General features: G+C 63.6%; 22 protein-coding genes. 11 read left to right on the top strand and 11 right to left on the bottom strand.

The genetic code is table 11. The features are described from left to right. Positions 1-67: 67 nt before the first annotated feature. Both NKH23_RS05715 and NKH23_RS05710 read right to left on the bottom strand, forming a co-directional pair. Complete coding sequence (locus NKH23_RS05715; protein ID WP_352713612.1) at positions 68-1,630, bottom strand: amino acid permease; 1,563 nt, start codon at positions 1,628-1,630, stop codon at positions 68-70. Positions 1,631-1,652: 22 nt separating this feature from the next. Beyond that, positions 1,653-2,477 (bottom strand): N-formylglutamate amidohydrolase, encoded by an 825-nt coding sequence (locus tag NKH23_RS05710; protein ID WP_352910711.1) that lies wholly within the window; start codon positions 2,475-2,477, stop codon positions 1,653-1,655. Positions 2,478-2,622: 145 nt separating this feature from the next. On the opposite strand from NKH23_RS05710, the gene NKH23_RS05705 reads away from it, so the two are divergent. The 3 genes from NKH23_RS05705 (at position 2,623) to NKH23_RS05695 (ending at position 5,322) form a co-directional block, all read left to right on the top strand. Continuing rightward, positions 2,623-3,450, top strand: a complete 828-nt coding sequence (locus NKH23_RS05705) for a MurR/RpiR family transcriptional regulator (RefSeq protein WP_352713618.1) — start codon at positions 2,623-2,625, stop codon at positions 3,448-3,450. 522 nt (positions 3,451-3,972) lie between these two features. Further along, positions 3,973-4,788, top strand: a complete 816-nt coding sequence (locus NKH23_RS05700) for an SDR family oxidoreductase (RefSeq protein WP_352713620.1) — start codon at positions 3,973-3,975, stop codon at positions 4,786-4,788. Positions 4,789-4,827: 39 nt separating this feature from the next. Then, positions 4,828-5,322 carry a MaoC family dehydratase gene (locus tag NKH23_RS05695; protein WP_031211357.1) on the top strand — a complete coding sequence of 165 codons (495 nt, stop codon included), beginning with the start codon at positions 4,828-4,830 and terminating at the stop codon, positions 5,320-5,322. A 129-nt stretch (positions 5,323-5,451) separates the two neighbouring features. On the opposite strand, the gene NKH23_RS05690 is transcribed toward NKH23_RS05695, so the two are convergent. Then, complete coding sequence (locus NKH23_RS05690) at positions 5,452-6,153, bottom strand: hypothetical protein (protein ID WP_352713623.1); 702 nt, start codon at positions 6,151-6,153, stop codon at positions 5,452-5,454. A 193-nt stretch (positions 6,154-6,346) separates the two neighbouring features. Between NKH23_RS05690 and NKH23_RS05685 the strand changes: the two genes are divergently transcribed. Then, a complete protein-coding gene (locus tag NKH23_RS05685) occupies positions 6,347-6,988 on the top strand; it encodes a TetR/AcrR family transcriptional regulator (RefSeq protein ID WP_353034333.1) in 642 nt (213 codons plus the stop codon). Positions 6,989-7,176: 188 nt separating this feature from the next. Next, a complete protein-coding gene (locus NKH23_RS05680; protein ID WP_352713628.1) occupies positions 7,177-7,416 on the top strand; it encodes a DUF680 domain-containing protein in 240 nt (79 codons plus the stop codon). A 468-nt stretch (positions 7,417-7,884) separates the two neighbouring features. On the opposite strand, the gene NKH23_RS05675 is transcribed toward NKH23_RS05680, so the two are convergent. The 7 genes from NKH23_RS05675 to NKH23_RS05645 all read right to left on the bottom strand — a co-directional run bounded on the left by NKH23_RS05675 (position 7,885) and on the right by NKH23_RS05645 (position 14,574). Continuing rightward, on the bottom strand, positions 7,885-8,109 hold the full coding sequence (locus NKH23_RS05675; protein ID WP_352713630.1) for a hypothetical protein: 225 nt from the start codon (positions 8,107-8,109) through the stop codon (positions 7,885-7,887). Positions 8,110-8,162: 53 nt separating this feature from the next. Further along, entirely contained in the window at positions 8,163-8,741 is a 579-nt protein-coding gene (locus tag NKH23_RS05670; protein ID WP_353034331.1) for a sarcosine oxidase subunit gamma, read from the bottom strand. Continuing rightward, positions 8,734-11,727 carry a sarcosine oxidase subunit alpha gene (locus NKH23_RS05665; protein ID WP_352713634.1) on the bottom strand — a complete coding sequence of 998 codons (2,994 nt, stop codon included), beginning with the start codon at positions 11,725-11,727 and terminating at the stop codon, positions 8,734-8,736. Before NKH23_RS05665 ends, NKH23_RS05670 begins: the two co-directional genes overlap by 8 nt. After that, positions 11,724-12,020 carry a sarcosine oxidase subunit delta gene (locus NKH23_RS05660; protein WP_352713637.1) on the bottom strand — a complete coding sequence of 99 codons (297 nt, stop codon included), beginning with the start codon at positions 12,018-12,020 and terminating at the stop codon, positions 11,724-11,726. Before NKH23_RS05660 ends, NKH23_RS05665 begins: the two co-directional genes overlap by 4 nt. A gap of 8 nt (positions 12,021-12,028) precedes the next feature. Continuing rightward, positions 12,029-12,451: a hypothetical protein gene (locus tag NKH23_RS05655; protein ID WP_023675337.1), complete on the bottom strand. Its 423-nt coding sequence runs from the start codon at positions 12,449-12,451 to the stop codon at positions 12,029-12,031. Then, entirely contained in the window at positions 12,451-13,704 is a 1,254-nt protein-coding gene (locus NKH23_RS05650; RefSeq protein WP_352709259.1) for a sarcosine oxidase subunit beta, read from the bottom strand. Before NKH23_RS05650 ends, NKH23_RS05655 begins: the two co-directional genes overlap by 1 nt. A gap of 129 nt (positions 13,705-13,833) precedes the next feature. Further along, positions 13,834-14,574: a hypothetical protein gene (locus NKH23_RS05645; protein ID WP_353034329.1), complete on the bottom strand. Its 741-nt coding sequence runs from the start codon at positions 14,572-14,574 to the stop codon at positions 13,834-13,836. Between the two features lie 198 nt (positions 14,575-14,772). Here NKH23_RS05645 and NKH23_RS05640 point away from each other — a divergent pair, with 198 nt between their 5' ends. The 6 genes from NKH23_RS05640 (at position 14,773) to NKH23_RS05615 (ending at position 20,046) form a co-directional block, all read left to right on the top strand. Next, on the top strand, positions 14,773-15,531 hold the full coding sequence (locus NKH23_RS05640) for an SDR family oxidoreductase (RefSeq protein WP_353034327.1): 759 nt from the start codon (positions 14,773-14,775) through the stop codon (positions 15,529-15,531). Between the two features lie 109 nt (positions 15,532-15,640). Continuing rightward, positions 15,641-16,027: an SET domain-containing protein gene (locus tag NKH23_RS05635; RefSeq protein WP_352713648.1), complete on the top strand. Its 387-nt coding sequence runs from the start codon at positions 15,641-15,643 to the stop codon at positions 16,025-16,027. A gap of 265 nt (positions 16,028-16,292) precedes the next feature. Continuing rightward, positions 16,293-16,565: a 30S ribosomal protein S21 gene (gene rpsU / locus NKH23_RS05630; RefSeq protein WP_023675331.1), complete on the top strand. Its 273-nt coding sequence runs from the start codon at positions 16,293-16,295 to the stop codon at positions 16,563-16,565. 161 nt (positions 16,566-16,726) lie between these two features. After that, positions 16,727-17,572, top strand: coding sequence for a tetratricopeptide repeat protein (locus NKH23_RS05625; protein WP_292657303.1), 846 nt, complete (start codon positions 16,727-16,729; stop codon positions 17,570-17,572). 136 nt (positions 17,573-17,708) lie between these two features. Continuing rightward, a complete protein-coding gene (locus tag NKH23_RS05620; protein ID WP_292657306.1) occupies positions 17,709-18,182 on the top strand; it encodes a DUF992 domain-containing protein in 474 nt (157 codons plus the stop codon). 412 nt (positions 18,183-18,594) lie between these two features. Then, positions 18,595-20,046, top strand: a complete 1,452-nt coding sequence (locus NKH23_RS05615) for an MFS transporter (protein WP_352910696.1) — start codon at positions 18,595-18,597, stop codon at positions 20,044-20,046. Here the strand turns inward: NKH23_RS05615 and coaBC are convergent, their stop codons facing one another. Further along, positions 20,047-21,510: a bifunctional phosphopantothenoylcysteine decarboxylase/phosphopantothenate--cysteine ligase CoaBC gene (gene coaBC, locus NKH23_RS05610; RefSeq protein ID WP_352910694.1), complete on the bottom strand. Its 1,464-nt coding sequence runs from the start codon at positions 21,508-21,510 to the stop codon at positions 20,047-20,049. Between the last annotated feature and the right edge of the window lie 44 nt (positions 21,511-21,554).

Genomic DNA, 21,554 nt, shown 5'->3' with positions numbered 1-21,554 from the left:
TTTGTCGTTTTGAAAAGGGAATGAAAACCATGGCCGGCGCGATGCCGGCCATGGTCACGAGAGAGCGTCAGGCGCCGGCTTCGCCGACGGCTATCTCGGCTGCCTTGATCGCCGCCTGGCGCTTTGCGATCTGGTCGCCGATGGGCGGACCCTGGAAGCGGCGGTTCTCGAAACCGAACCAAAGGACCGCGGTCAGTACAATGAAGCCCAGGGTGATATAGAGCACTTTGTCGTTCGGCGGCTGGATGGCGATGTAGAAGATGATCGCCATGCCGATGACCGACAGGACGCAAAACAGCTTGAACAGTCCTGCGCCGAGATTCCACGGGCCGGGATTCGGCCATTTCGCCGTTCCGAAAGCCATCATGCCGAGCGCGATCGGAATCGTGAAGGACAGGAACAGGAACACCAGCGTCGAATTGACGACGATGGTATAGATGTTGGTGCCGCCGATCGAAATGAACTGGGCAAGAAAGACATAGATGATCTCGAGGATCGCAGCGGTCCAGATGGCGTTGACCGGCGTGCGCCAGGTTGGGCTGACTTTGGCGAGCCCGGCCGAACCGACCGGCATGCCGCCGTCGCGAGAGAAGGCAAACAGCATGCGCGAGGCCGAGGTCACCGTGGCGAGGCCGCAGAGGAACTGCGAGATCAGGATGGCCAGATAGAGCAGTTCTTTCAGCCAGCCCGGTAGGATTGCATCCATTGTCGAGAAGAATACGCTCCAGCCCTGCTTGGCGCCGGCAGCCAGGTCCGGAATTGCCAGAACGATCGCGCAGACCATCGCCCAGCCGATCAGCGACGACCAGAGCACGGACGAAATGATCGCCCGCGGAACGGAATGCGCTGCCTTCAGCGTTTCTTCCGAAGTATGCGCCGACGCATCGTATCCGGTGATGGTGTAGACCGGCAGCAGCAGGCAGAGCAGGAACAGGTAGCTCATGGAATCCGACTGTGGGAAGACACCGCCCCCGGCATCACCTGAATAGTTGGTGAAGGTCCAAAGCCGCGTGATGTCGATCGCAGGCGCAAACACTAGGCAGGCAACGATCAGCACAGCTGTTGCGCCAAGGATCAGGAAGCCGGAAGCGTCAGTCAGCATGGCGGTCAGCTTGATGCCGAAGTGATTGCAGAGCGCCTGGATCACAGTGATGACGGCAACAAATCCGACAATTTCGCCCGGAGTACCAGTAATGCCGAACCAGCTCCCGAACGTTCCAACGAAGAAGAATGCGGTACCGATATTGATGGCGCCCAGAACGGTGATCAGGCCGAGCAGGTTGAGCCAGGCGGTCAGCCAGCCGGTGAAACGATTGCCGAGGATCGACGCCCAGTGATAGAGGCCGCCGGCGGTCGGAAATGCCGAGGCGATCTGGGCCATGGCGAGCGCGAAAAATCCCGAAACCATGCACCCGACGATCCAGCCGATACCGGCGCCGGCGCCACCGATGGACGACGTCGCCTGCGCGAAGGAATTGATGCCGCCTGAGAGGATGCAGATGATCGAGAACGAGATCGCGAAATTCGAGAAGCGGCTCATGCTTCGCGACAGTTCCTGAGCATAGCCCATTCCGTGGAGAACTTTCAGGTCCTCCTTCTTGTCACCTTCGCTGTAACCCGGTGCTACCATTTTGAAGTCCCCTTTTGGTTTCTTAGCTGGCCGATTGAACTGACTTTCCGACTGCGCTTGGTCTGGAGGCCTTGGCCGCTTCGGGCTCCAGATTGAGAAAAATACCCGTGAGCAGATCCGCCCATTTCCGTTGCCCGGCTGCGCCGGAAATCTCGTCGTTGCGGATTTCGATCATCGCGCAGGGCAGCCCGCGCGAGCGGGCATGACGTTCCAGCGTGAAATAGACGCGGTCGGCCGGCGAATAGGGTTCATTGACGCCGACGGTGACACCGGCAAGCTGCTGCAGCGCCGCGATCAGTGGCGCCGCCAGCCGGCGGTCCTCGTCATGGATGATGCCGATGTGCCAGGGCCGGCACTTGCCCTTGTACACCGGCGTGAAGGAATGGATGGACACCAGCCGCGTCTCCCGCCCGGCCGCCAGGCGCTCGTCGATGATCGTCGCGATCCGGTCGTGGAACGGCCGCCAAGCCAGCGCGATGCGCGCCTCCCGCTCGTCGGCGGAAAGCCCCTGGTTGGCCGGGACAACGGTTTTTTCGCTGGCGCTGATCGTCACTATCAGGTCCGGCGCGTCGAGCGGTCGGTTGCAGTCGATGACGAGCCGCGAAATGCAGGTCTCGACCAGCGTCGCATCGAGCACCTCGGACATGCGGCGCGCCACCGGCAAGGCGCCGGGATCCCAGGCGATGTGGCGGGAAAGCTCCTCGGCGGCAAGGCCGAGCGTTCCGAATTCCGGCGGCAGGAAGTTGGAGGCGTGGTCGCAGGTTAGCACGAAAGGGCTTGATCCGCCGGGGTTCGTCACCCTTACGGTTTCAGGCGATGCAAGGCTGGCGGGCCGTGCTGTCTCCATTGTCTGCTGTCCCCGGGGAGCGCTGTACCGTATGTTACGTATTTTGCCTCATTGCGTCCCTGCGGATGATTTCATACAGTTTGGCCGGCTTTGTCAAACGCGATTTCGATAACGCGGTAACGGCCCGGCCAGGGTGGGGAAAAACATGGTTTCGAGCATTGCCGAACTGATCTCCGACCGCATCGGCACCATGCCGGCCGGCGAACGGCGCGCAGCGCAAACGCTGATCGCCAGCTATCCGCTGATCGGGCTGAAGACGGTCGCCGAATTCTCGACCACGGCCGGCGTATCGTCGCCGACGATCCTGCGTTTCGTCGCCCGGCTCGGCTTCCAGAACTACCCGGAATTCCAGTCGGCGCTGCAGGACGAGCTGGCGGCGCAATTGCAGTCGCCGGCCTCGCGCACGCTCAATCCCCCATCGCAGGGCAGCAGCGCCGTCTCGCCGATGCTGGAGGCGACGCTCGACAATATGCGCGAGACATTCCGGCATCTCTCGGACAAGCAGCTTGCCGACATCGTCGCCAAGCTTGCCGACCGGCGCGGCAAGACATTCCTGATCGGCGGCCGCTTCACCGACCCGCTGGCGCGCTACATGGCCGCCCACCTCGCTATCATCCAACCCAATGTCTTCCATCTCGCCGGCCAGGAAAGCGTCTGGCGCGACCGGCTGATCGACATGGGCAAGCGCGACGTGCTGGTGATCTTCGACATCAGGCGCTACCAGGACAGCCTGGTCCGTTTCGCCGAGACTGCCAACCAGCGCGGCGTGCAGATCGTGCTGTTCACCGACCAGTGGCTGTCGCCGATCGCCCGCTTCGCCCGCCACGTCATCGCCGGGCGCACCGCCGTGCCTTCGGCCTGGGACTCATCCGCCGCACTTTTCGTCGTTGCCGAAACGCTGATCGGCGCCGTCACAAGGCAGCTCGAGGCCGACGGCGCCAAACGCATCCGCGAACTGGAAAGCCTGCGGTAGCACAGGCTTTCGGAAAGGCACGCTTGCTGGCTGGGCTAGTCAACCAAAAGGCTGACCATCTGCAGAATCAGGATCAGCAAAAAAACGCCAAAGACAGACGCAAAGACCGCTGCCAGCAGGACGGTGCGTTGTTTCTTACCCATAGCTTTCGCCTTGAAAGCATAGTCCCCGTCCACGAATACGAACGTCAGTCTCGCCCCACTGCTCGGCCACCCTCCCGACTCCTCAAGACCCGCCTGCGGCTTGGGCGGAGGAGTAATGACGACTGGTTCACGCGCGAAATGAACAGCTTACCAAGGTGCTCGCTAACGGGGATGGCCGCATCATTCATCCGACCCATGTCACGGCCGAATGAACACCTTGCCGCTGGCGCCTAACCAATTCAGCCGCAAACCCTGCCATCGCCCCAGTCCGGGTACTTTAGCCGTGGCAAGGATGATCGTAGTTCGGCTAGCCTTGTCGACTTGAAGCCGCTTCCTTGAACCACCAGTCAAAGCGCGGTGAACTGCGCGGAGGAATTCGATGAGCTATCTGGACGAACTGTTTTCCGTCGCCGGCAAGACGGCGCTGGTCACCGGCGCCGCGACCGGCATCGGCCGCATGGCGGCGACCGCTCTGGTCAAGGCCGGCGCTTCGGTGATGATCGCCTCGCGCAAGGGCGAGGATTGCGTCAGGGTAGCCGGCGAGTTGAACGGCCTTGGCGCCTCCGGCCGGGCCGAGGGTTTCTCCGCCGACGTCTCCAGTGAGGCCGGCATTGCGGCGCTCGTAGCCGAGGTCAGGACACGGACCGAGCGGCTGCATATCCTGGTCAACAATGCCGGCATCTCCTGGGGCTCGCCGCTGGAAAGTTTTCCCTACCATGCCTGGGCCAAGGTGTTCGGCGTCAACGTTGCCGCGGTCTTCCACCTGACGCGCGAATTGCTGCCTCTGCTCGAAGCCGCCGCCAGCGATGCCGACCCGGCACGGGTGATCAATCTCGGATCGGTAATGGGCACGCAGCCTTTGGCCGAAGATGCCTACTCCTACTCTGCCTCGAAGGCTGCGGTTCACCACCTGACGCGCATCCTGGCGATCGAGCTCGCCGGCCGCCGCATCACCGTCAACGCCTTTGCGCCCGGCCCTTTCCAGAGCCGGATGACGGCCTTCGCCACCGGCACCGAGGACCAGGCAAGACATATCGGCAACCATGTACCGATCGGCCGCATCGGCGCGCCGGATGACATTGCCGGCGCAACGCTCTATTTGTGCAGCCGTGCCGGCAGCTATGTCACCGGCGCCATCCTGCCGATCGATGGCGGGCAGTCGGTGCAACACGGGCTGACATTGTTCAAGGAATGAGACGCACGCCATCCGGCGAGTGAAATGCCGGGGGTGAAGATGGAGGACATCAGCGTGGAACCGATCAGTCTCGATGTGCTTCTGGCCAATGTCGGCAAGGAAGTCGGCGTGTCGCCATGGCGGGTGGTCACCCAGCGCATGATCGACCAGTTCGCCGATGCCACCGACGACCATCAGTTCATCCATTGCGATCCGGAACGCGCCAGCCGCGAGACGCCGTTCGGCGGCACCATCGCGCATGGCTTCCTGTCGCTTTCGCTGTTGTCGGCGATGACCTTCGAAACCATGCCGCCGCTGGAAAACAGCAAGATGGGCGTCAATCACGGCTTCGATTCGCTGCGCTTCCTGGCGCCTGTGAAGACCGGCTCGCGCATCCGCACGCGCTTCGTGCTGGCCGACGTCAAGGTCAGGCCGTCGGGCTGGGTGCAGACGGCGCACGACGTGACGATCGAGATCGAGGGCTCGAAAAAACCGGCGCTGACTGCCCGCTGGCTGACCCTGACGCTGATCGAACGCCAGCCGGAAGCGGTTTGACTGGCATCCGAGCCTGGGGACCTAGAGCAATTCCAGGAAAAGTGTGAAGCGGTTTTCTGTCCGGAATTGCGCAAAAACAAAGAGATAGAGCGGTTCAGCGTTTCCGTGAAACGATGAACCGCTCTAAGTCTATTTGGCTTCGGCCGCGACGTACTTCATGTGGCGGCTGACCTGCAGCGCAATGTAGACGACCAGTGAACAACCGATTGGGAACACGATCTCGTTGAGGCCGGTTGCGATCGCCTGTGGCATTGCGAGAGCAGCGTCGTTCGCCGCGGCCGTCTCGATCGTCAGCACCGTGATGCCGCCGCCGAATACCGCACCTATCAGGGCGCCCGCCAGCGCGAAATGAAGCGGACGCGGTTCTTCCTTCGATGCCAGCGACGCCAGTATCCAGCCGAGCAGCCCGTATTCGATCGCACGCAGCACGCCCAGCGTGGTGAGCGACAGGATGGCCGGCTTCGCGGCCGCATCGAGCGCGCTGACCATCACCTTTTGCGTCCCTTTGGCGATGCCCATCGCCAGTGGCGCCGAAATCGCGCTGACTAAGCCGCCGAACGAGGCTCGCACCTTGGTGAGCGCCGTGCCGAGGCTGACGCCGGCGCAGACGAAGAACGACCAGGTCACGCCTTGCGCCAGTTCGATCAGAACCTGTGTCGTCGCCGGATAGGCACCTGCCGCAAATCTGACGGTCAGAATGAGAGCTTCCATGGCGAAGCCGAGCGCGATCGCCAGCCATGCAACCATGACGACGCGCCTGAGCGCCATCCTGGCGCGATGGGAAAGCGGGTCCACGTCCGGCACGCCGGACGAAAGCTCAGTCGGGGCCATGTTGGCCTCCCAGATCACAATTGTTGCAGAGCCGCGAATTAGTCTTTGTCTGTAACAGTCCGATGTTGCCGGCTTTATTGCCGGGTTACATCGTTTTGTGACAGTCAAGCTTCTGCTTCGTGCCACCTTGCCCGACGCCGTACAGCGTATATATGCTGCATCCAGCCATCATTCATTTAAGGCAGTCGAACAATTGCAGCTAAGCGTCCAGGAGCGCCGCGAAAAACAAAAGGCCGAACTGCGTTCCGAACTTGTCGACGCCGCGCACAAGCTTGTCCAGGAAGAAGGCTATGACGGCCTCACCATCCGCAAGCTCGCCAAGCGCGTCGGCTATGCGCCGATGTCGGTCTATTCCTATTTCGCCGACAAGCAGGATATCCTGTTCGCCTTGGCCGAGGACGCGTTCGAGACCTTGGCCAGGCGCATCGAACGTCACACGGCCGACGACCCGATCGAGGCGCTCAAGGCGGTGCTTGTCGAATACGCTGCCTTCGGGCTGGAAAATCCCAACGAATACCGCACCGTTTTCATGACCGAAAAAGTCAGGCCGCCAGCCGGAAAGACGTTCGCCGATATGGAGAGCGGCAACCCGGCGATGAAAGTGCTGATCGAGAGGGTCGAAGCCTGCGTTGCCGCCGGCAGACTCAAAGGCGATTCACGCGCCATCGCCACCATGTTGTGGGCAGTCGGCCACGGCGCCATCTCGCTGCTGATCACCTTCCCGTTCTACCCGTTCGGCGACCAAAAGACGTTCATCACACGGATCGGCGACATCATGCTCGAAGCCATCGCCGCGCACGAGATCGCGCCGCTCACGCCGCCGGTCAACTGCTGAAGAGCGGCGCTTCTCCCGATCTGTAGGATCTTCTCCGAACGATCCGCGCTCCGGCGCCGAGCGTTCGGCAATTCCTGCGCTCAACTTCTCCGTACATGTACGATTTTGCTTGAACTCCCTAAGTCCTGGGCGTATCTGTACGCAATGCCGTACATGTACGAATCCAATAACTGGACCGGAGACAGACCATGAAGAAGGCAATCCTCACGCTCGCCGCCCTGCTGGCGCTCTCTGGCGCCGCATTTGCCGGCGGCAGTCAGCCAGCCAAGCAGGAAGCGACCTGCATCGGCACCAAGACCGATGTGAAGCTCGATTGCGCGCCGACCGGATCGCTTGAAAAGGTGGATGCCGCGACCCACAAGGCCGACACCAAGGGCCCGAGGCTCGGCATCGGCATTGACCCGTGGATCGTGCCAAGCAGCTTCTGAGGACTTCGAGCGGCATGAAGATGAGGAGCGGCAGGATATCCTGATTGCCCGTCCTCGTGGCTGGTCGATGCCGGCACCGAAATGGGCGCCATCGGCGAAGCTGCCGATCTCCCCACTTGCAGGCTGGGCAATCGCATTTGGATTCTTGCGAAGATGGACCCACCCTAACCCTCCCCACAAGGGGGAGGGAACGCTGCCGCGCGCCTTTCCTTCCGCTTTGGCGCCGAAAGGCAGGCCATTTGCCCGAGGTTAGCGCCAACAGAAGTCTCCCTCCCCCTTGTGGCGGAGGGGTTGGGGTGGGGGTACATCGTAGAGTGAAAGCCTCGGCTTTCCACCTGCGATAGGCCTGCCCTTGCGTGGGAGATCGCCCTCGTTCGGGCTTTCGCCAATCATCGACGCTGGAACGCATATCCACATGGAACCGCGCAAACCTGCTGGTCGAGGCCGGCTCCGCCGGGCCGATAGAAATTATCTCTTGCGCTTCTGTCCCGCCACGCTTTTGGGCTTGCCGGGTCTTGCGGGTGCGCCGGGAATGGCCGTTCCGGTGATCGACACCGGATCGCTGGCCGGGAATGTATCCTCGAGGCCTTCCTCGAGTTCCTCTTCAATATCCGTCCCAGTGCGCTGCTCGCCTTCGAAAGAGCGCACGGCCGGCGTCTTGGCCGGCGACTTCGGCGCGGAGTTCGACGGCATTTGCATTCTCCCTCGGCTCGCTGTCGCAGAACGGTCGGGCACGGCGAACATGCCTATGCTGCCGCGTCGCGCGCTGCCTCCGACAGAAAAGTAAAGACATAATCGGAGAACGAACGCCAGCATTCGACGCGGAACGCGTCGGCCGCGGTGCGCAACAGGACGATTTCGACCTTGCCGAGAATGGTACGCGACGCCGCCCCGACCGGAAAGGCGTCGAGCGACAAAACCTGCGGGCAGCCGGCATTGATCGTCGCCGCGGCAGCCGGACCGGTGACCGATATGGCGACGTTGCGGTGCGAGATGCCGACCGCCGAATGCAGCGCGGAAACCCTGGCGCAATCGGCGAGCGGGTCTTTGCCGCTCTCATCGATGACCAGCCACTCGTCCGGCCCGAGCCACAAGGCCGTGCGTCCGGCCTTTGCCGCCGAGGTTTTCGGTCTCTGCGGCAGGACGACGCCGAGCGCTTTCGAAAGTGCCGCGATCGAGGTGTCCGGCGCGCGCAGCGATATGCGCTCGGCCGGCGGCAGCACGGCAAGTGTGACGCCGGCGCCGGAAAGCGACTGGCCGGCGAGCGCCGGACGGCGTTCGACCGAGGGTCCGGCGGCGGCAGTTTTCAAAGCGGCCTTAGCCATTGAGGCGCTCTCCCTTCTCGTCGAAGAACACCATGCCGGTGACCTCCACCTCGACCACCCCGTCCGGCATCGGCACGTAGAGCGTCTCGCCCATGCGATCGCGGCCGCCGGCGACCAGCCCCAGCGCGATCGAGCGGCCGCAATTTTGCGACCAATAGCTCGAGGTGACATGGCCGATCATCTTCATCGGGATTGCCTGCTTCGGGTCCGCGACGACCTGCGCGCCCTCCTCCAGCACCACTTTGGGATCCCTGGTCTTCAGGCCGACAAGCTGCTTGCGGCCCTTGGCGACCAGGTCCGGCCGCGCCATGCCGCGAATGCCGACGAAGTCGGTCTTCTTCTTGCCGACCGCCCAGTCGAGCCCGGCGTCGTTCGGCGTCACCGTGCCGTCGGTATCCTGGCCGACGATGATGTAGCCCTTTTCGGCGCGCAGCACATGCATCGACTCGGTGCCGTAAGCACAGGCGCCATGCTTCTGGCTCTCGGCCCATAGCGCTTCCCAGACCGCCTCGCCGTAATCGGCCGGCACGTTGACCTCGAAGCCGCGCTCACCGCTGAACGACATGCGAAACAGCCTTGTCGGAACGCCGCAGATCCGGCCTTCGCGCACCGACATATGCGGCAGCGCTTCATCCGACATGTCGATGCCCTCGACCAGCGGCGCGATGATGTCGCGAGACTTCGGTCCCTGCACGGCGATCACCGCCCACTGCTCGGTGATCGAGGTCAGCCAGACGTTGAGATGCGGGAACTCGGTCTGGAGATAATCCTCCATATGGTTCATGACGCGCGGCGCGCCGCCGGTCGTCGTCGTCACGTGGAAACGGTCGGCAGCCAGTCTTCCCACCACGCCGTCGTCATAGATGAAACCGTCCTCGCGCAGCATGATGCCGTAGCGGCAGCGACCGGGCTCCAGTTTCTCCCATGGATTGGTGTAGAGCAGTTCCATGAATTTGGCCGCATCCGGCCCGACCACCTCGATCTTGCCCAGCGTCGAGGCGTCGAACAGGCCGGCCGTCTTGCGCACCGTGACGCATTCGCGGTCGACGGCCGCATGTATGTCCTCGCCCGGCTTCGGGAAGTACCAGGCGCGCTTCCACTGGCCGACATCCTCGAACATCGCGCCCTGGCGCTCTGCCCAGGGATGGATCGCCGTCTTGCGGGTCGGGTCGAACAGGGGACCGCGCGCGTGCCCGACGATCGAGCCGAATGTCACCGGCGTATAGGGCGCACGGAACGTCGTCAGCCCGACCTGCGGGATCGGCTTGCCCAACGTCTCGGCGGCAATCGCCAGGCCGTGCATGTTGGAGGTCTTGCCTTGGTCGGTCGCCATGCCGTTGGTGGTGAAGCGCTTGACGTGCTCGATCGAGCGCATGCCTTCATGCACCGCCTGGCGGATGTCCTTGGCGGTGACGTCGTTCTGGAAGTCGACGAACGCCTTTACCGTCGTATCCGCGCCGGCGCCGGGTGCCGCACCCAGCATGCCGCGTGACCAGCTCTCGCCGGCATCGACCTTCGGCTTCGTGCCCTTGGCTGGCTTGCTGCCGGCGTCCTTGGCCGCCTTGGCACCCGCTGCATAGGCCTCCTCGATCGTCGCCGACAGCCCGTCCGTACCGTTGCAGGCGCCGACGGAGACGCAGTCCTGCGCGTAGATGCCGGGCACGAAGCGCTTGGTCTCGTCATTGAAGGCGACCTTGCCGCGCGATTGCGAGAACAGATGCACCGATGGCGTCCAGCCGGCCGACATCAGAATCGCGTCAACCGGGATGGTGCGCTCGCCGCCGCCATTCTTCGGCTGCACGGTCATCGACGACACCCGCAGCTTGCCGCCGGCGCGGATCACGGCGCGGCCGAAATTGACCTCGATGCCGAGCGCCCTCGCCTCGTCGATCACCGGCCCGGTCGGGTTGTCGCGCAGGTCGACGATGGCCGCCACGTTGATGCCGGCCTTTTTCAGGTCGATCGCCGCCGCATAGGCGGAATCGTTCGCGGTGTAGACGCCGACATTCCTGCCGACGGCGACACCGTAATGGTTGAGATAGGTGCGCGCCGCCGATGCCAGTATGATGCCCGGCCGGTCGTTGTCGGCAAACACCATGTGGCGCTCGATGGCGCCGGTCGCCAGCACCACGCGTTTGGCGCGAACCTGCCACAGCCGCTCGCGGGGCAGGTCGCGGCCGGGGTTCTGCAGATGGTCGCTGACGCGCTCGACCAGCCCGACGAAATTCTGCGCGTAATAGCCGAAGGCCGTGGTGCGCGGCAGCACGCGGACATTGTCCATCGCCCTCAACTTAGCGACAGCGGATTGCGCCCAGGGAAAGCCGTCCTGGCCTTCAATCTTCGCGCCGCTCTCGAAGCGCAGGCTGCCACCGAATTCCGCCTGCTCGTCGGCAAGGATGACACGCGCGCCGGTCTCGGCCGCGGCCAATGCCGCGGCGATGCCCGCGGCACCGCCGCCAAGCACCAGCACCTCGCAATGGGCGAAGCGCGCCGAATAATGGTCGGGATCCGGCTGGTTGGGGGCGACGCCGAGACCGGCGGCGGCCCGGATCTTGGGCTCGTAGAGGTTTTTCCACGCAGCCTTCGGCCACATGAAGGTCTTGTAGTAGAAGCCGGCCGAAAGCATCGGCGAGGCGATGCTGCTGACTGCACCGATGTCGAAAGCGAGCGACGGCCAGCGGTTCTGCGACTGTGCGGTCAGCCCGTCATAGAGTTCCTGCACCGTGGCGCGGACGTTCGGTGTCTTGCGTGCCTGGTCGCGCTTGATCTCGACCAGCGCGTTCGGCTCTTCGGCGCCTGCCGACAGGAAGCCGCGCGGCCGGTGGTACTTGAACGAGCGGCCGACAAGGTGGACGCCATTGGCAAGCAGCGCCGAGGCCAGCGTGTCGCCCTCGATCCCGGTATAGGGGCGGCCGTCGAAGCTGAAGCCAGCTATCTTTGCCTGCTTGAGCCGCCCAGCGCCGGCAATGCGGAACGTGGCGCTCATTTGGCGGCTCCCGGCAGCTTCGTGGGCTTCGGCTCGCCGGCCTTGTAGGTCATCAGGAACCTGTCGCTGACGGTGTCGCGCACGGCGTTGAAGAACCGCGCGCAGCCATGCATGTGCCGCCAGCGCTCATAGATGATCCCCTTGGGATTGGAGCGGATGAAGAAGAACCTTTCGAAATCGTCGTCGCTCTCGCCGGCGATGTTTGGGGAACGCGCAATATGCGCCTCGCCGGCGTTGCGGAATTCGAGCTCCGGACGCTCTTCCTCGCAATAGGGGCAGCGGATGAGAAGCATGGTTGGTCCTACAGTTCGCCGTGGCCGACGCGAGCGCCGGCAGGTTGGTCGCAAAGCCTCTGGCCCATCGTCACGAAGGGCGCGACCAGCCGGATGCGCTCCTCGATGCTGGCTACCGGGCGGAAAAGGTCGCGATACGCCATATTGCCGACCGAAAGCGTCATCGGTTCGGTCGTCACGATGACGTAGCGCCGCTCGAATTTTTCGCCTTCCTCGAGATCGGCTGGCCGGTTCTCCATAAAGGTGACCACTCTCTGACCGGCGCTCCAGGCGCAGGCGAGTACACCCTCGTCGACGGAAAACGGCCAATCCGCTTCATTGCCGGCGCGGCTGATGGGCTGCAGGCGCACCTCCTCTGGCGTCGGGATATGAAACAGGCCTTGCTCGCCGGCGAGCATCAGCGGCATGGCGACAGCCATCTCGGTCATCATCAGTGCGCCACCGCTGCCGCCGCCGCCTCGTCGATCAGCCGGCCGGTGCGGAAGCGCTCTATGGTGAAGGGCGCGTTGATCGGGTGCGGATCGTCCCTGGCGATCGTATGGGCAAAGACATGGCCCGAACCCGGCGTCGCCTTGAAGCCGCCCGTGCCCCAGCCGCAATTGACATAGAGGCCGGGCACCGGCGTCTTGGCCAGGATCGGCGAACGGTCCGGCGTCACGTCGACGATGCCGCCCCATGAGCGCAGCATCTTCATGCGGGTGAAGATCGGAAACATCTCGCAGATCGCGTCGAGCGTATGCTGCAGGATGTGCAGGCCGCCGGTCTGCGAATAGGAGACATATTGGTCGGTGCCGGCGCCGATGACCAGCTCGCCCTTGTCGGACTGCGAGATATAGGCATGCACCGTGTTCGACATCACCACGCAAGGCACCACCGGCTTGACCGGCTCCGATACCAGCGCCTGCAGTGGATAGCTTTCCAGCGGCATGCGCACGCCGGCCATGTTCATGATCACCGAGGAATGGCCGGCGGCGACCACGCCGACCTTCCTGGCGCCGATGAAGCCGCGCGTCGTCTCGACGCCGGTAACCGCGCCGTTCGGCGCCCGCTTGACGCCGGTGACCTCGCAATTCTGGATGATGTGGACGCCGCGCGCCGAAGCGCCGCGCGCATAGCCCCAGGCGACGGCATCGTGGCGCGCCGTGCCGCCGCGGCGCTGCAGGGCAGCACCCATAACCGGGTAGCGCGCATCGCGCGAAATGTTGAGCGGCGGGCAGAATTCCTTGGCCTGTTCCGGCGTCAGCCATTCATTGTCGATGCCGTTCAGCCGGTTGGCGTGGACGTGCCGCTTCAGCACCTGGATGTCGTGGATGTTGTGGGCGAGCATCATGACGCCCCGCGGCGAATACATGACGTTGTAGTTGAGCTCCTGGCTGAGCCCGTCCCACAGCTTCAGCGCATGGTCGTAGATGCCGGCGCTCTCGTCGTAGAGATAGTTCGAGCGGATGATGGTGGTATTGCGGCCGGTATTGCCGCCGCCGAGCCAGCCTTTTTCCAAAACCGCAACGTTGGTGATGCCGTGCACCGTGGCGAGATAATAGGCCGTGGCCAGGCCGTGGCCGCCGGCGCCGACGATGACGACGTCATACTCCTTTTTCGGCTCCGGCGAGGACCACTGTTCCTCCCAGCCTCTATGACCGCGCATGGCCTCGCGGGCGATGGCAAATACCGAGTATTTCTTCAACGTTGCAGGCCTCGCAAATGGCGGCCGGGCAGATCAGCCAACCCCGGCGCGCGAGCTGTATCACTAGCGAAACCGTGCTGCCAGCCTTGCACTGTTTGCGACGGCGCTTGCCGTTTTGCGCCGTGCCTTTCAACGGCCGCTGTTCTGCGTTTCGCCTTTTGACGTTTCAGAGGACGCGCGCTTCAAGATGGACGGCCCGATTGCATAGATCGATCGCAAATAACCCTCACGGCAATCGGCCGCGATTTTACGAACTTCCGCATCGTTCGACTGCTCCGCCATGGCCACGAAGCGCTCGACGATCACCTGGCGCGGCCTGATGGCCACTGCCGCCGCAAAGCGCCGCAACAGTGCGTCCGGATGCTCGAGCAACCGCTGCAGTTCCTTGGCTCTCGGCATGAAATGCCGTCCGTAAGCGTTGACCAACGTCGCAAAAGCCGAGTCGGGACGCAGCGCTGCGGCATTTTCCACCGCGAGCTGCAGCTGCCACCGCTTCGCAAAGCAGACGAACTGGACGACTTTCCATCGAACACCGGCATGTTCGTCACCCAGCCGCAGCATGACGCGGCCGAGAATGGCGCCATCGGCCGGCGTGGTACAGCCCCTGAGCGCCCCGATTGCATCGAAGCGGAGATGAGAAGCTTTGCTATCGAGCAGATCGGCTATCTCGGCGACAACACAATTTAGCTTGTAGCTCAGCCTGGAGCCCATTTCGGTCGCTATGAACACCGCTGCAGCTTGTGTCCGGGCGTTGCTGGAGACCAGCAGCGGCCGGAGGTTTTCGAGGGGAAAGCCCTTGTTGAATTCCGATTGAAGAGCGAACGTCAACTCGCTGTCACCCTCGAAGCCGGGGGCCAACAACTTGCTCATTATGTCTTGGGGGGTCATTGGAATGGGTGGCGCGTCCACCCGCAAAGTTGAATGGCGACTTGGTAGCCCGGTGCCCATCCGGCGTCAAGGAATCTTCGCAGATGCCTTCGCAGGTATCGGGTGGTTCGCACCGCCCCGATTTGCGACCAAGCATCCCGATTGCCGGCAAGGGCCGGCGCGAAAAAAGGATGCAAAAAAATGCTCGCACTTGCCAACAAAGTTGCCATCGTCACCGGCGCCAGCTCCGGCATCGGCCGCGCCACGGCCAAGGTGTTTGCGGAGGAAGGCGCCAAGGTGGTCGTCGCAGCCCGTCGCCAGGCGGAGCTCGATGCGCTGGTTGCCGAAATCGAAGACGCCGACGGCACGGCCATTGCCCTTCCCGGCGACGTACGCGACGAAGCCTACGCAAAAGCCCTCGTCGACCTGGCGGTCGGGAAATTCGGCGGGCTCGACATCGCCTTCAACAATGCCGGCTCGGTCGGTAGGATGGGGCCGGTTTCGGAGCTGTCGCTGGAGGGCTGGCGCGAGACGCTCGATACCAATCTGACCAGCGCCTTTCTCGGCGCGAAATACCAGGTGCCGGCGATGGTCGAACGCGGTGGCGGCTCGTTGATCTTCACCTCCACCTTCGTCGGCTACACGGTCGGCATGCCCGGCATGACCAGCTATGCCGCAAGCAAGGCCGGTCTGGTCGGATTGACGCAGGTGCTGGCGGCCGAATTTGGCGCCAAGGGCATTCGAGTCAACGCGCTGCTGCCGGGCGGCACCGACACGCCCTCGGCAACGTTCAAGACACCTGAATCGCGAGCCTTCGTCGAAAACCTGCATGCCTTGAAGCGCGTCGCCGAGCCAGTGGAGATCGCCCGCTCGGCGCTTTACCTGGCTTCCGATGCATCGAGCTTCACCACCGGCACGGCACTGTTCGCCGACGGCGGCGTCTCGATCACCCGGACGTGAAGCGTTTCGCGGTCGGCGCATCGGCGCGCAAGCCAACGTCAAAAAAACCGGTCTTGCTTTTTCCGGCGATTTGACGATTCCGTCTTCTCCTCGAAAACGGGTTGGAAACATGCTGCTGATCAGGACCTATATCGCTGCAAGCGCAATCGAAGGCGTCGGCGTGTTCGCCGCCGAGCCGGTCCGCAAAGGCGCGCAGATCTGGCGTCTCGATCCGGACTTTGACCGGCTGATCCCGGTCGAAAGATACGAGACTGCGCCGCCGCACCTCAAGGAATTGCTCGACAGATATGCCTATCCCAGTCCGGACCGGCCGGGCTTCATGGTCTATGAGGTCGACAATGGCCGTTTCATGAACCACGCCGACAAGCCGAACACCGACTTTTCGCAGCATGGCGGGGCCACCGCGACCCGCGACATCGCCGCCGGCGAGGAGATAACCTGCGACTACGGCGAATTCTTCGAGGGTTTCGAGCAGCTCCACCTGGCCACAGCGTAGCGGCGCCTATCTGGTCCAAGATGAATTTTGTTCTTGCTTTGTGCCGGCAGCTATGCTATTAATTTCGATATGGTGCTGATTCACACCGAAGACCCGCCGCCGAGGCGGGTTTTTCGTTTCGGGGTCGGCACCGTCTCTCAATCGGCTGTGGACAGCGCCCCTTGATTCTGCTATCAGCCGCCCCAATTCGTGGTGTAACGCGCCGCGGAGGCTTGTGGCTATGGCCGCTTGCCTGTTGATTTCAAACCGAAAGACAGGATTGCACGTGCAGGTACTCGTCCGCGACAACAATGTTGATCAGGCGCTTCGCGCGCTCAAGAAAAAGATGCAGCGCGAAGGCATCTTCCGCGAAATGAAGATGCGCGGACATTACGAGAAGCCCTCCGAGAAGCGCGCCCGTGAAAAGGCGGAAGCCGTGCGCCGTGCCCGCAAGCTGGCCCGCAAGCGCGCCCAGCGCGAAGGCCTGCTGCCGATGACGCCGCGTCCGGTCGCGGCCGGTGCTGCCGGTGCCGGTGCTCCGCGTCCGCCGCGGTTCTGACGTCAATTTTTCGTCCTTTTCCAAGGATATCCAAGGTGGCGCGATGCGGAATCGCCGCCACCTTTTTGTTGTGAGTTCGACCCGGTCCGAGAGGACCGGTTGGGAGAGATGCCGGTTCGGAGGGGCCACGGACCAGACGGCGCAGTAAGGACAGGGCAGACATGGACGCAATCACCGTAGAGCGCAGAACCGCGTGGCGCGGCCTCGCCCTGACGGCAGCCCTGCTTTCCGGGATGGCGCTTGCCAGCTGCCAGAGCGTTCCAACCGGCGAGTTCAACAACATCGACAAGGCGCAAGCCTCGAGCGAGAACATCTCCTCGCTGTCGGCGGTGATCCAGCGCAACCCCCAGGATCCGGAAGCCTACAATGTGCGAGGCTCGGCCTATGGCCGCGGCGGCCAGTACCAGGCGGCGCTGAAGGACTTCGACACCGCCATCCAGCTCAATCCGAATTTCTACCAGGCCTATTCGAACCGGGCGCTCATCCAGCGCTTCCTCGGTGACCAGGCAAGCGCGCTGGCCGACTACAACCGCTCGATCCAGATCAATTCCAATTATGACGCCGCCTATATCGGCCGCGGCAATCTCTACCGCAGGGCCGGCCGGATCCAGGAAGCCTTCAACGATTTCCAGAAGGCCATCCAGCTCGACACGACCGACGCGCGCGCCTATCACAATCGCGGCCTGATCTACCAGAGCCAGGGCCAGCACGCCTTTGCCATCGAGGATTTCTCGACCGCCATTTCGCTAGCGCCGGATGCTTCCGAGCCTTACAACGGACGCGGCCTCTCCTACCTTGCCATGAACGACGAGGACAACGCCTTCGCCGACTTCAACATGGCCATAAAGCTCGACGGCAAGAACGCCGAGGCCTGGTCCAACCAGGCGCTAATCTACGAACGGCGCGGCGACAAGGTCAGGGCCGCGAAATCCTACCGCGAGGCCGTGCACCTCAATCCGACCTACCAGCCGGCCAAGGACGGCCTGGCTCGCACCAGCGCCGGCTGAGCGGGCCGGTTTATCGGGCCGCCCTTTCCGCACCCCGACAACCCTGCGTTTACCCTTGCCTTGCTGGCGCCAAGTTTTCGGCGGAACGCTCGGCGTGCTCAGCCGTTTGTACAAAGCCATTGGAAAGGACCCTGCCATGATCAAGAAACTCGCCTGTGCCGCCGCTCTGGCGACGACCGTCGTTGTCGCTCCCGCCAGCGCCAGCAAGCTCCAGCTCGGCGTGCTCGACTGCACCATCGACGGCGGCACGGCCTATCTCGTCACCTCCAACAAGGGTGTTTCCTGTGTCTTTCGTCCGCATCGTGGCGGTCCCTCCGAAGTCTATACCGGGGTGATTTCCAAGCTCGGCGTCGATGTCGGCCGGACGCACCAGGGCCAGCTGGTATGGGCGGTTCTGGCGGCGACCCGCAACCACGATGAGGGCGACCTTGCCGGCAGCTACTATGGCGTGAATGCCGAGGCCAGCGTGGTCACCGGTGGCGGCGCCAATCTCTTGGTCGGCGGCCTCGACAGCGCCTTTTCGCTGCAGCCGCTCAGCGTCCAGGCACAGACCGGCGTCAACCTGGCGGTCGCCGTCACGTCGCTGGACCTGATCCACTCGTTCAAGTAACGGCGTAGCATGGCTCCCCGAGCGGCGGGGAGCGTAGGTGTCGGCCTGCGAATAGCTGCCGAAAGCTCATGGATTCCGGCAGGCCCACTCCGCAGAGGATGGGCCGCCCTGATGTTCAAAGTTGCAGCGCTCGAAGATCACGGCATGGCAACTGTGTTCATGCCGTTACCGTGACCGAAGATTGCGGCGATCCAATATTGCTCGTCTTCGGTCTGACCAGAATCTCAATGCCTCGTGATCGTCCCCCCATCGCACAATTTTGACATCCGCCACGACAACGGCGATCAAAACCGCTTGATCTCAACTGTGGTTGAGGTTCTACAAGCCCTCCCGCGAGGCGGCGCGCGTCCATTTCGACGCGACGAATGCTCAGTATCTTAGATCGGCGCCCAAGAAAATTCGGGAGGACGGGGTGACCAAAACAAGCACAAATAGAGTTGACTGGCGCGCGCTGTGGGCGAGCGGCGACCTGGCGCGCTTCTGCTTCATCAGCCTCGGCATCCTGCTGCACGCCACCAACGAAACGATGGTGGCAACGGTCATGCCGGCCATGGTCGGCGAGCTCGCCGGTGTGCAACTGGTCGGCTGGTCGCTGGCGATCTACGAGCTCGGCGCCATCGTTGCCGGTGCGGCCGCCGGACGGCTGGTGAGCTATGTCGCGCTGCGTACCAACATGATGGTCGCCGCAATGCTCTATGCCGGCGGCGCGCTGGTCTGCGCCACCGCGCCTTCGATGCCGCTGTTCCTCAGCGGCCGCCTGATCGAGGGGCTCGGCGGCGGCGCGCTGGTGTCGCTGGCCTTCGTCTCGGTCGAGCGGCTGTTTGCCCGCGCGATCTGGCCGCAGCTTTTCGGCGTCATGTCGGCGATCTGGGGTGTCGCCGCCTTCAGCGGGCCGGTGCTCGGCGCGGTCATGACCGAATTGCTGTCCTGGCGCTGGGCCTTCGGCGTCTTCACCCTCGGCGGCACGGCCATGGCCCTGGCAAGCTTCATCGTGCTCGATACGCCTGAAGCAACAAGGCCGCAGGCGACCGGCGGCTCAGCGCCGCCTTTCCCGTTTGCAGCACTTGGCTGCCTTGCCGTCAGCGTCGTGCTGATCGCCACCGCCGGCGTCGACATCGCCCTGCTGCGCTCGTCGCTGCTGCTCACCCTCGGCCTGATCGGCCTGGCGCTGTTTATCCATATCGACGCGCTGAAGCCGCGCTCGCGCCTGTTCCCGTCGCGGCTGTTCTCATGGCGCTCGCCGGTCGGCGCGGGCATGACCATGGTCGCGGCGTTCTCGGTGGCGACCTGCTCGTTCGCGGTCTACGGGCCACTGCTCCTGACCAGCCTCCACGGCATTCCGATCCTCACCACCGGCTACATCATCGCCGCCGAATCGATCGCCTGGTCGATCCTGTCGATCCTCGTCGCCAATGCGCCGCCGGAGCGCGAGCGGCTGATCATCGTCGGCGGAGCGCTGATGATCGCCACGGGCATCGCCGGTTTCGCCTATACGGTGCCGGCGGGCTCGATCCCGTTGATCCTGCTTTGCGCCTTGCTGCAAGGCGGCGGTTTCGGCATCGCCTGGCCGTTCGTCACGCGTGTCATCGTGGCATCGGCCAAGGAAGGCGAGCAGACGGTCGCCTCGGCCGCCGTGCCGACCATGCAGCGCATCGGCTATGCCGTGGGTGCGGCACTGACCGGCATCGTCGCCAATGCCAGCGGCTTTTCCGAAGGTCTGAACCGCGAGGCCGCGGCAAATGTCGCCGCCTGGCTGTTCCTCGCCTTCATCCCGCTCGGAATCCTGGGATGCCTCGCCGCCTTGCGGATATCGGGGACGAGCGACGCGCAGCCGGCGAAGCTGCCAATCTCCGTCGGGGATTGACTAGACCACGACCGTCTTCAGCCGGTCAGCGATCAGTGCCGCGAGCCGCGTCGCCACCTCGTCCTTGCTCATCTCCGGCCATTCCTCGACGCCGGCCTTTGAGACGATCCGCACCTTGTTGCGGTCGCCGCCCATCACGCCCGGAGAACCGCCTTCATGCGAGACATCATTGGCGACGATAAGATCGGCACCCTTTTTCGCAAGCTTGGCCTCGGCATTCCTGACCAGGTCCTGCGTCTCCGCGGCGAAACCGACCACCAGCATCGGCCGCTTTTTGTGATGCCCGACACCGGCAAGAATATCGGGATTTTCCACCATCTGCAGCACCGGCGGACCCTCGCCCGCCACCTTCTTGATCTTTTCCCCGGCCGAGCTTTGAGCGCGCCAGTCGGCGACAGCCGCGACGAACACTGCCGCGTCGGCCGGCAGCAGCTGTTCGACCGCATCCTTCATCTCGACGGCAGTTTCGACATGCAGCGTGGCGACGCCGGCCGGATCGGCAACGCCGACCGGACCGGAGACGAGACGCACGTCGGCGCCAAGCCTGGCCAGCGCCGCCGCGATCGCATGGCCCTGCTTGCCCGACGAGCGGTTGGCGATGTAGCGCACCGGGTCGATCGGTTCATGCGTCGGTCCGGAAGTGACGATGATCTTTCTTCCCGCCAGCGGCTTTGGCCGGCTGTCGAGCAGCGCCTCGATCGCGGCGACGATCTCCAGCGGCTCGGCCATGCGGCCCTCGCCCGCCTCGTTGCTCTCGGCCATCTCGCCCTTCGACGGGCCGATAAATGCGATGCCGTCCTTCTGCAACGTCGAGCGGTTGCGCCGGGTCGCCGGATGCGCCCACATCTTCGGGTTCATGGCGGGCGCCATTAAAACCTGCTTGTCGGTGGCGATGAGCACGGTGGAGGCAAGATCATTGGCGTGGCCGTTGGCGAGCTTCGCCATCAGGTCGGCGGTGGCCGGCGCCACGACGATAAGGTCGGCCTCGCGCGACAGGCGGATGTGGCCGACATCGTGCTCGTCATTGCGGTCGAACAAATCGGTGAAGACATGATCGGCCGACAGCGCCCCGACCGACAGCGTGGTCACGAATTCCTGCGCCGCAGCCGTCATCACCACGCGCACCGAAGCACCACGCTCGCGCAGCCGGCGGATCAGGTCGAGCGCTTTGTAGGCAGCGATGCCTCCGCCGATGATGAGCAGGATGCGCTTGCCGGAGAGGACACCTCGCGCGACTTGGCTGGGGACCGCGACCACCGGAGCTGCAGGATTCTGCAAGCTTATCAGTTCGCGCAACGTTTTCTCGATCTGGTCGATGCGGCCGGACGAACCGAGTTGACCTTCGACCGCTGCGCGGATCATGACCCGCGCCTGGTCTTCCATTGACCGGCCATTCTCCGCAGCCAATCGGCGCAGCATATCCTTGACCTCGTCATCAAGGTTGCGGATCGTGATGCTGGCCATGTGATTGCACTTTATCCGAAATCGCCGAAGGCAATGATAGCAAT

This window comes from Mesorhizobium sp. M1328, assembly GCF_040318075.1.
Lineage (GTDB): Bacteria > Pseudomonadota > Alphaproteobacteria > Rhizobiales > Rhizobiaceae > Mesorhizobium.
Note: the sequence above shows the minus strand (reverse complement) of the source record. Positions and strands in the feature narration are given on the sequence as shown.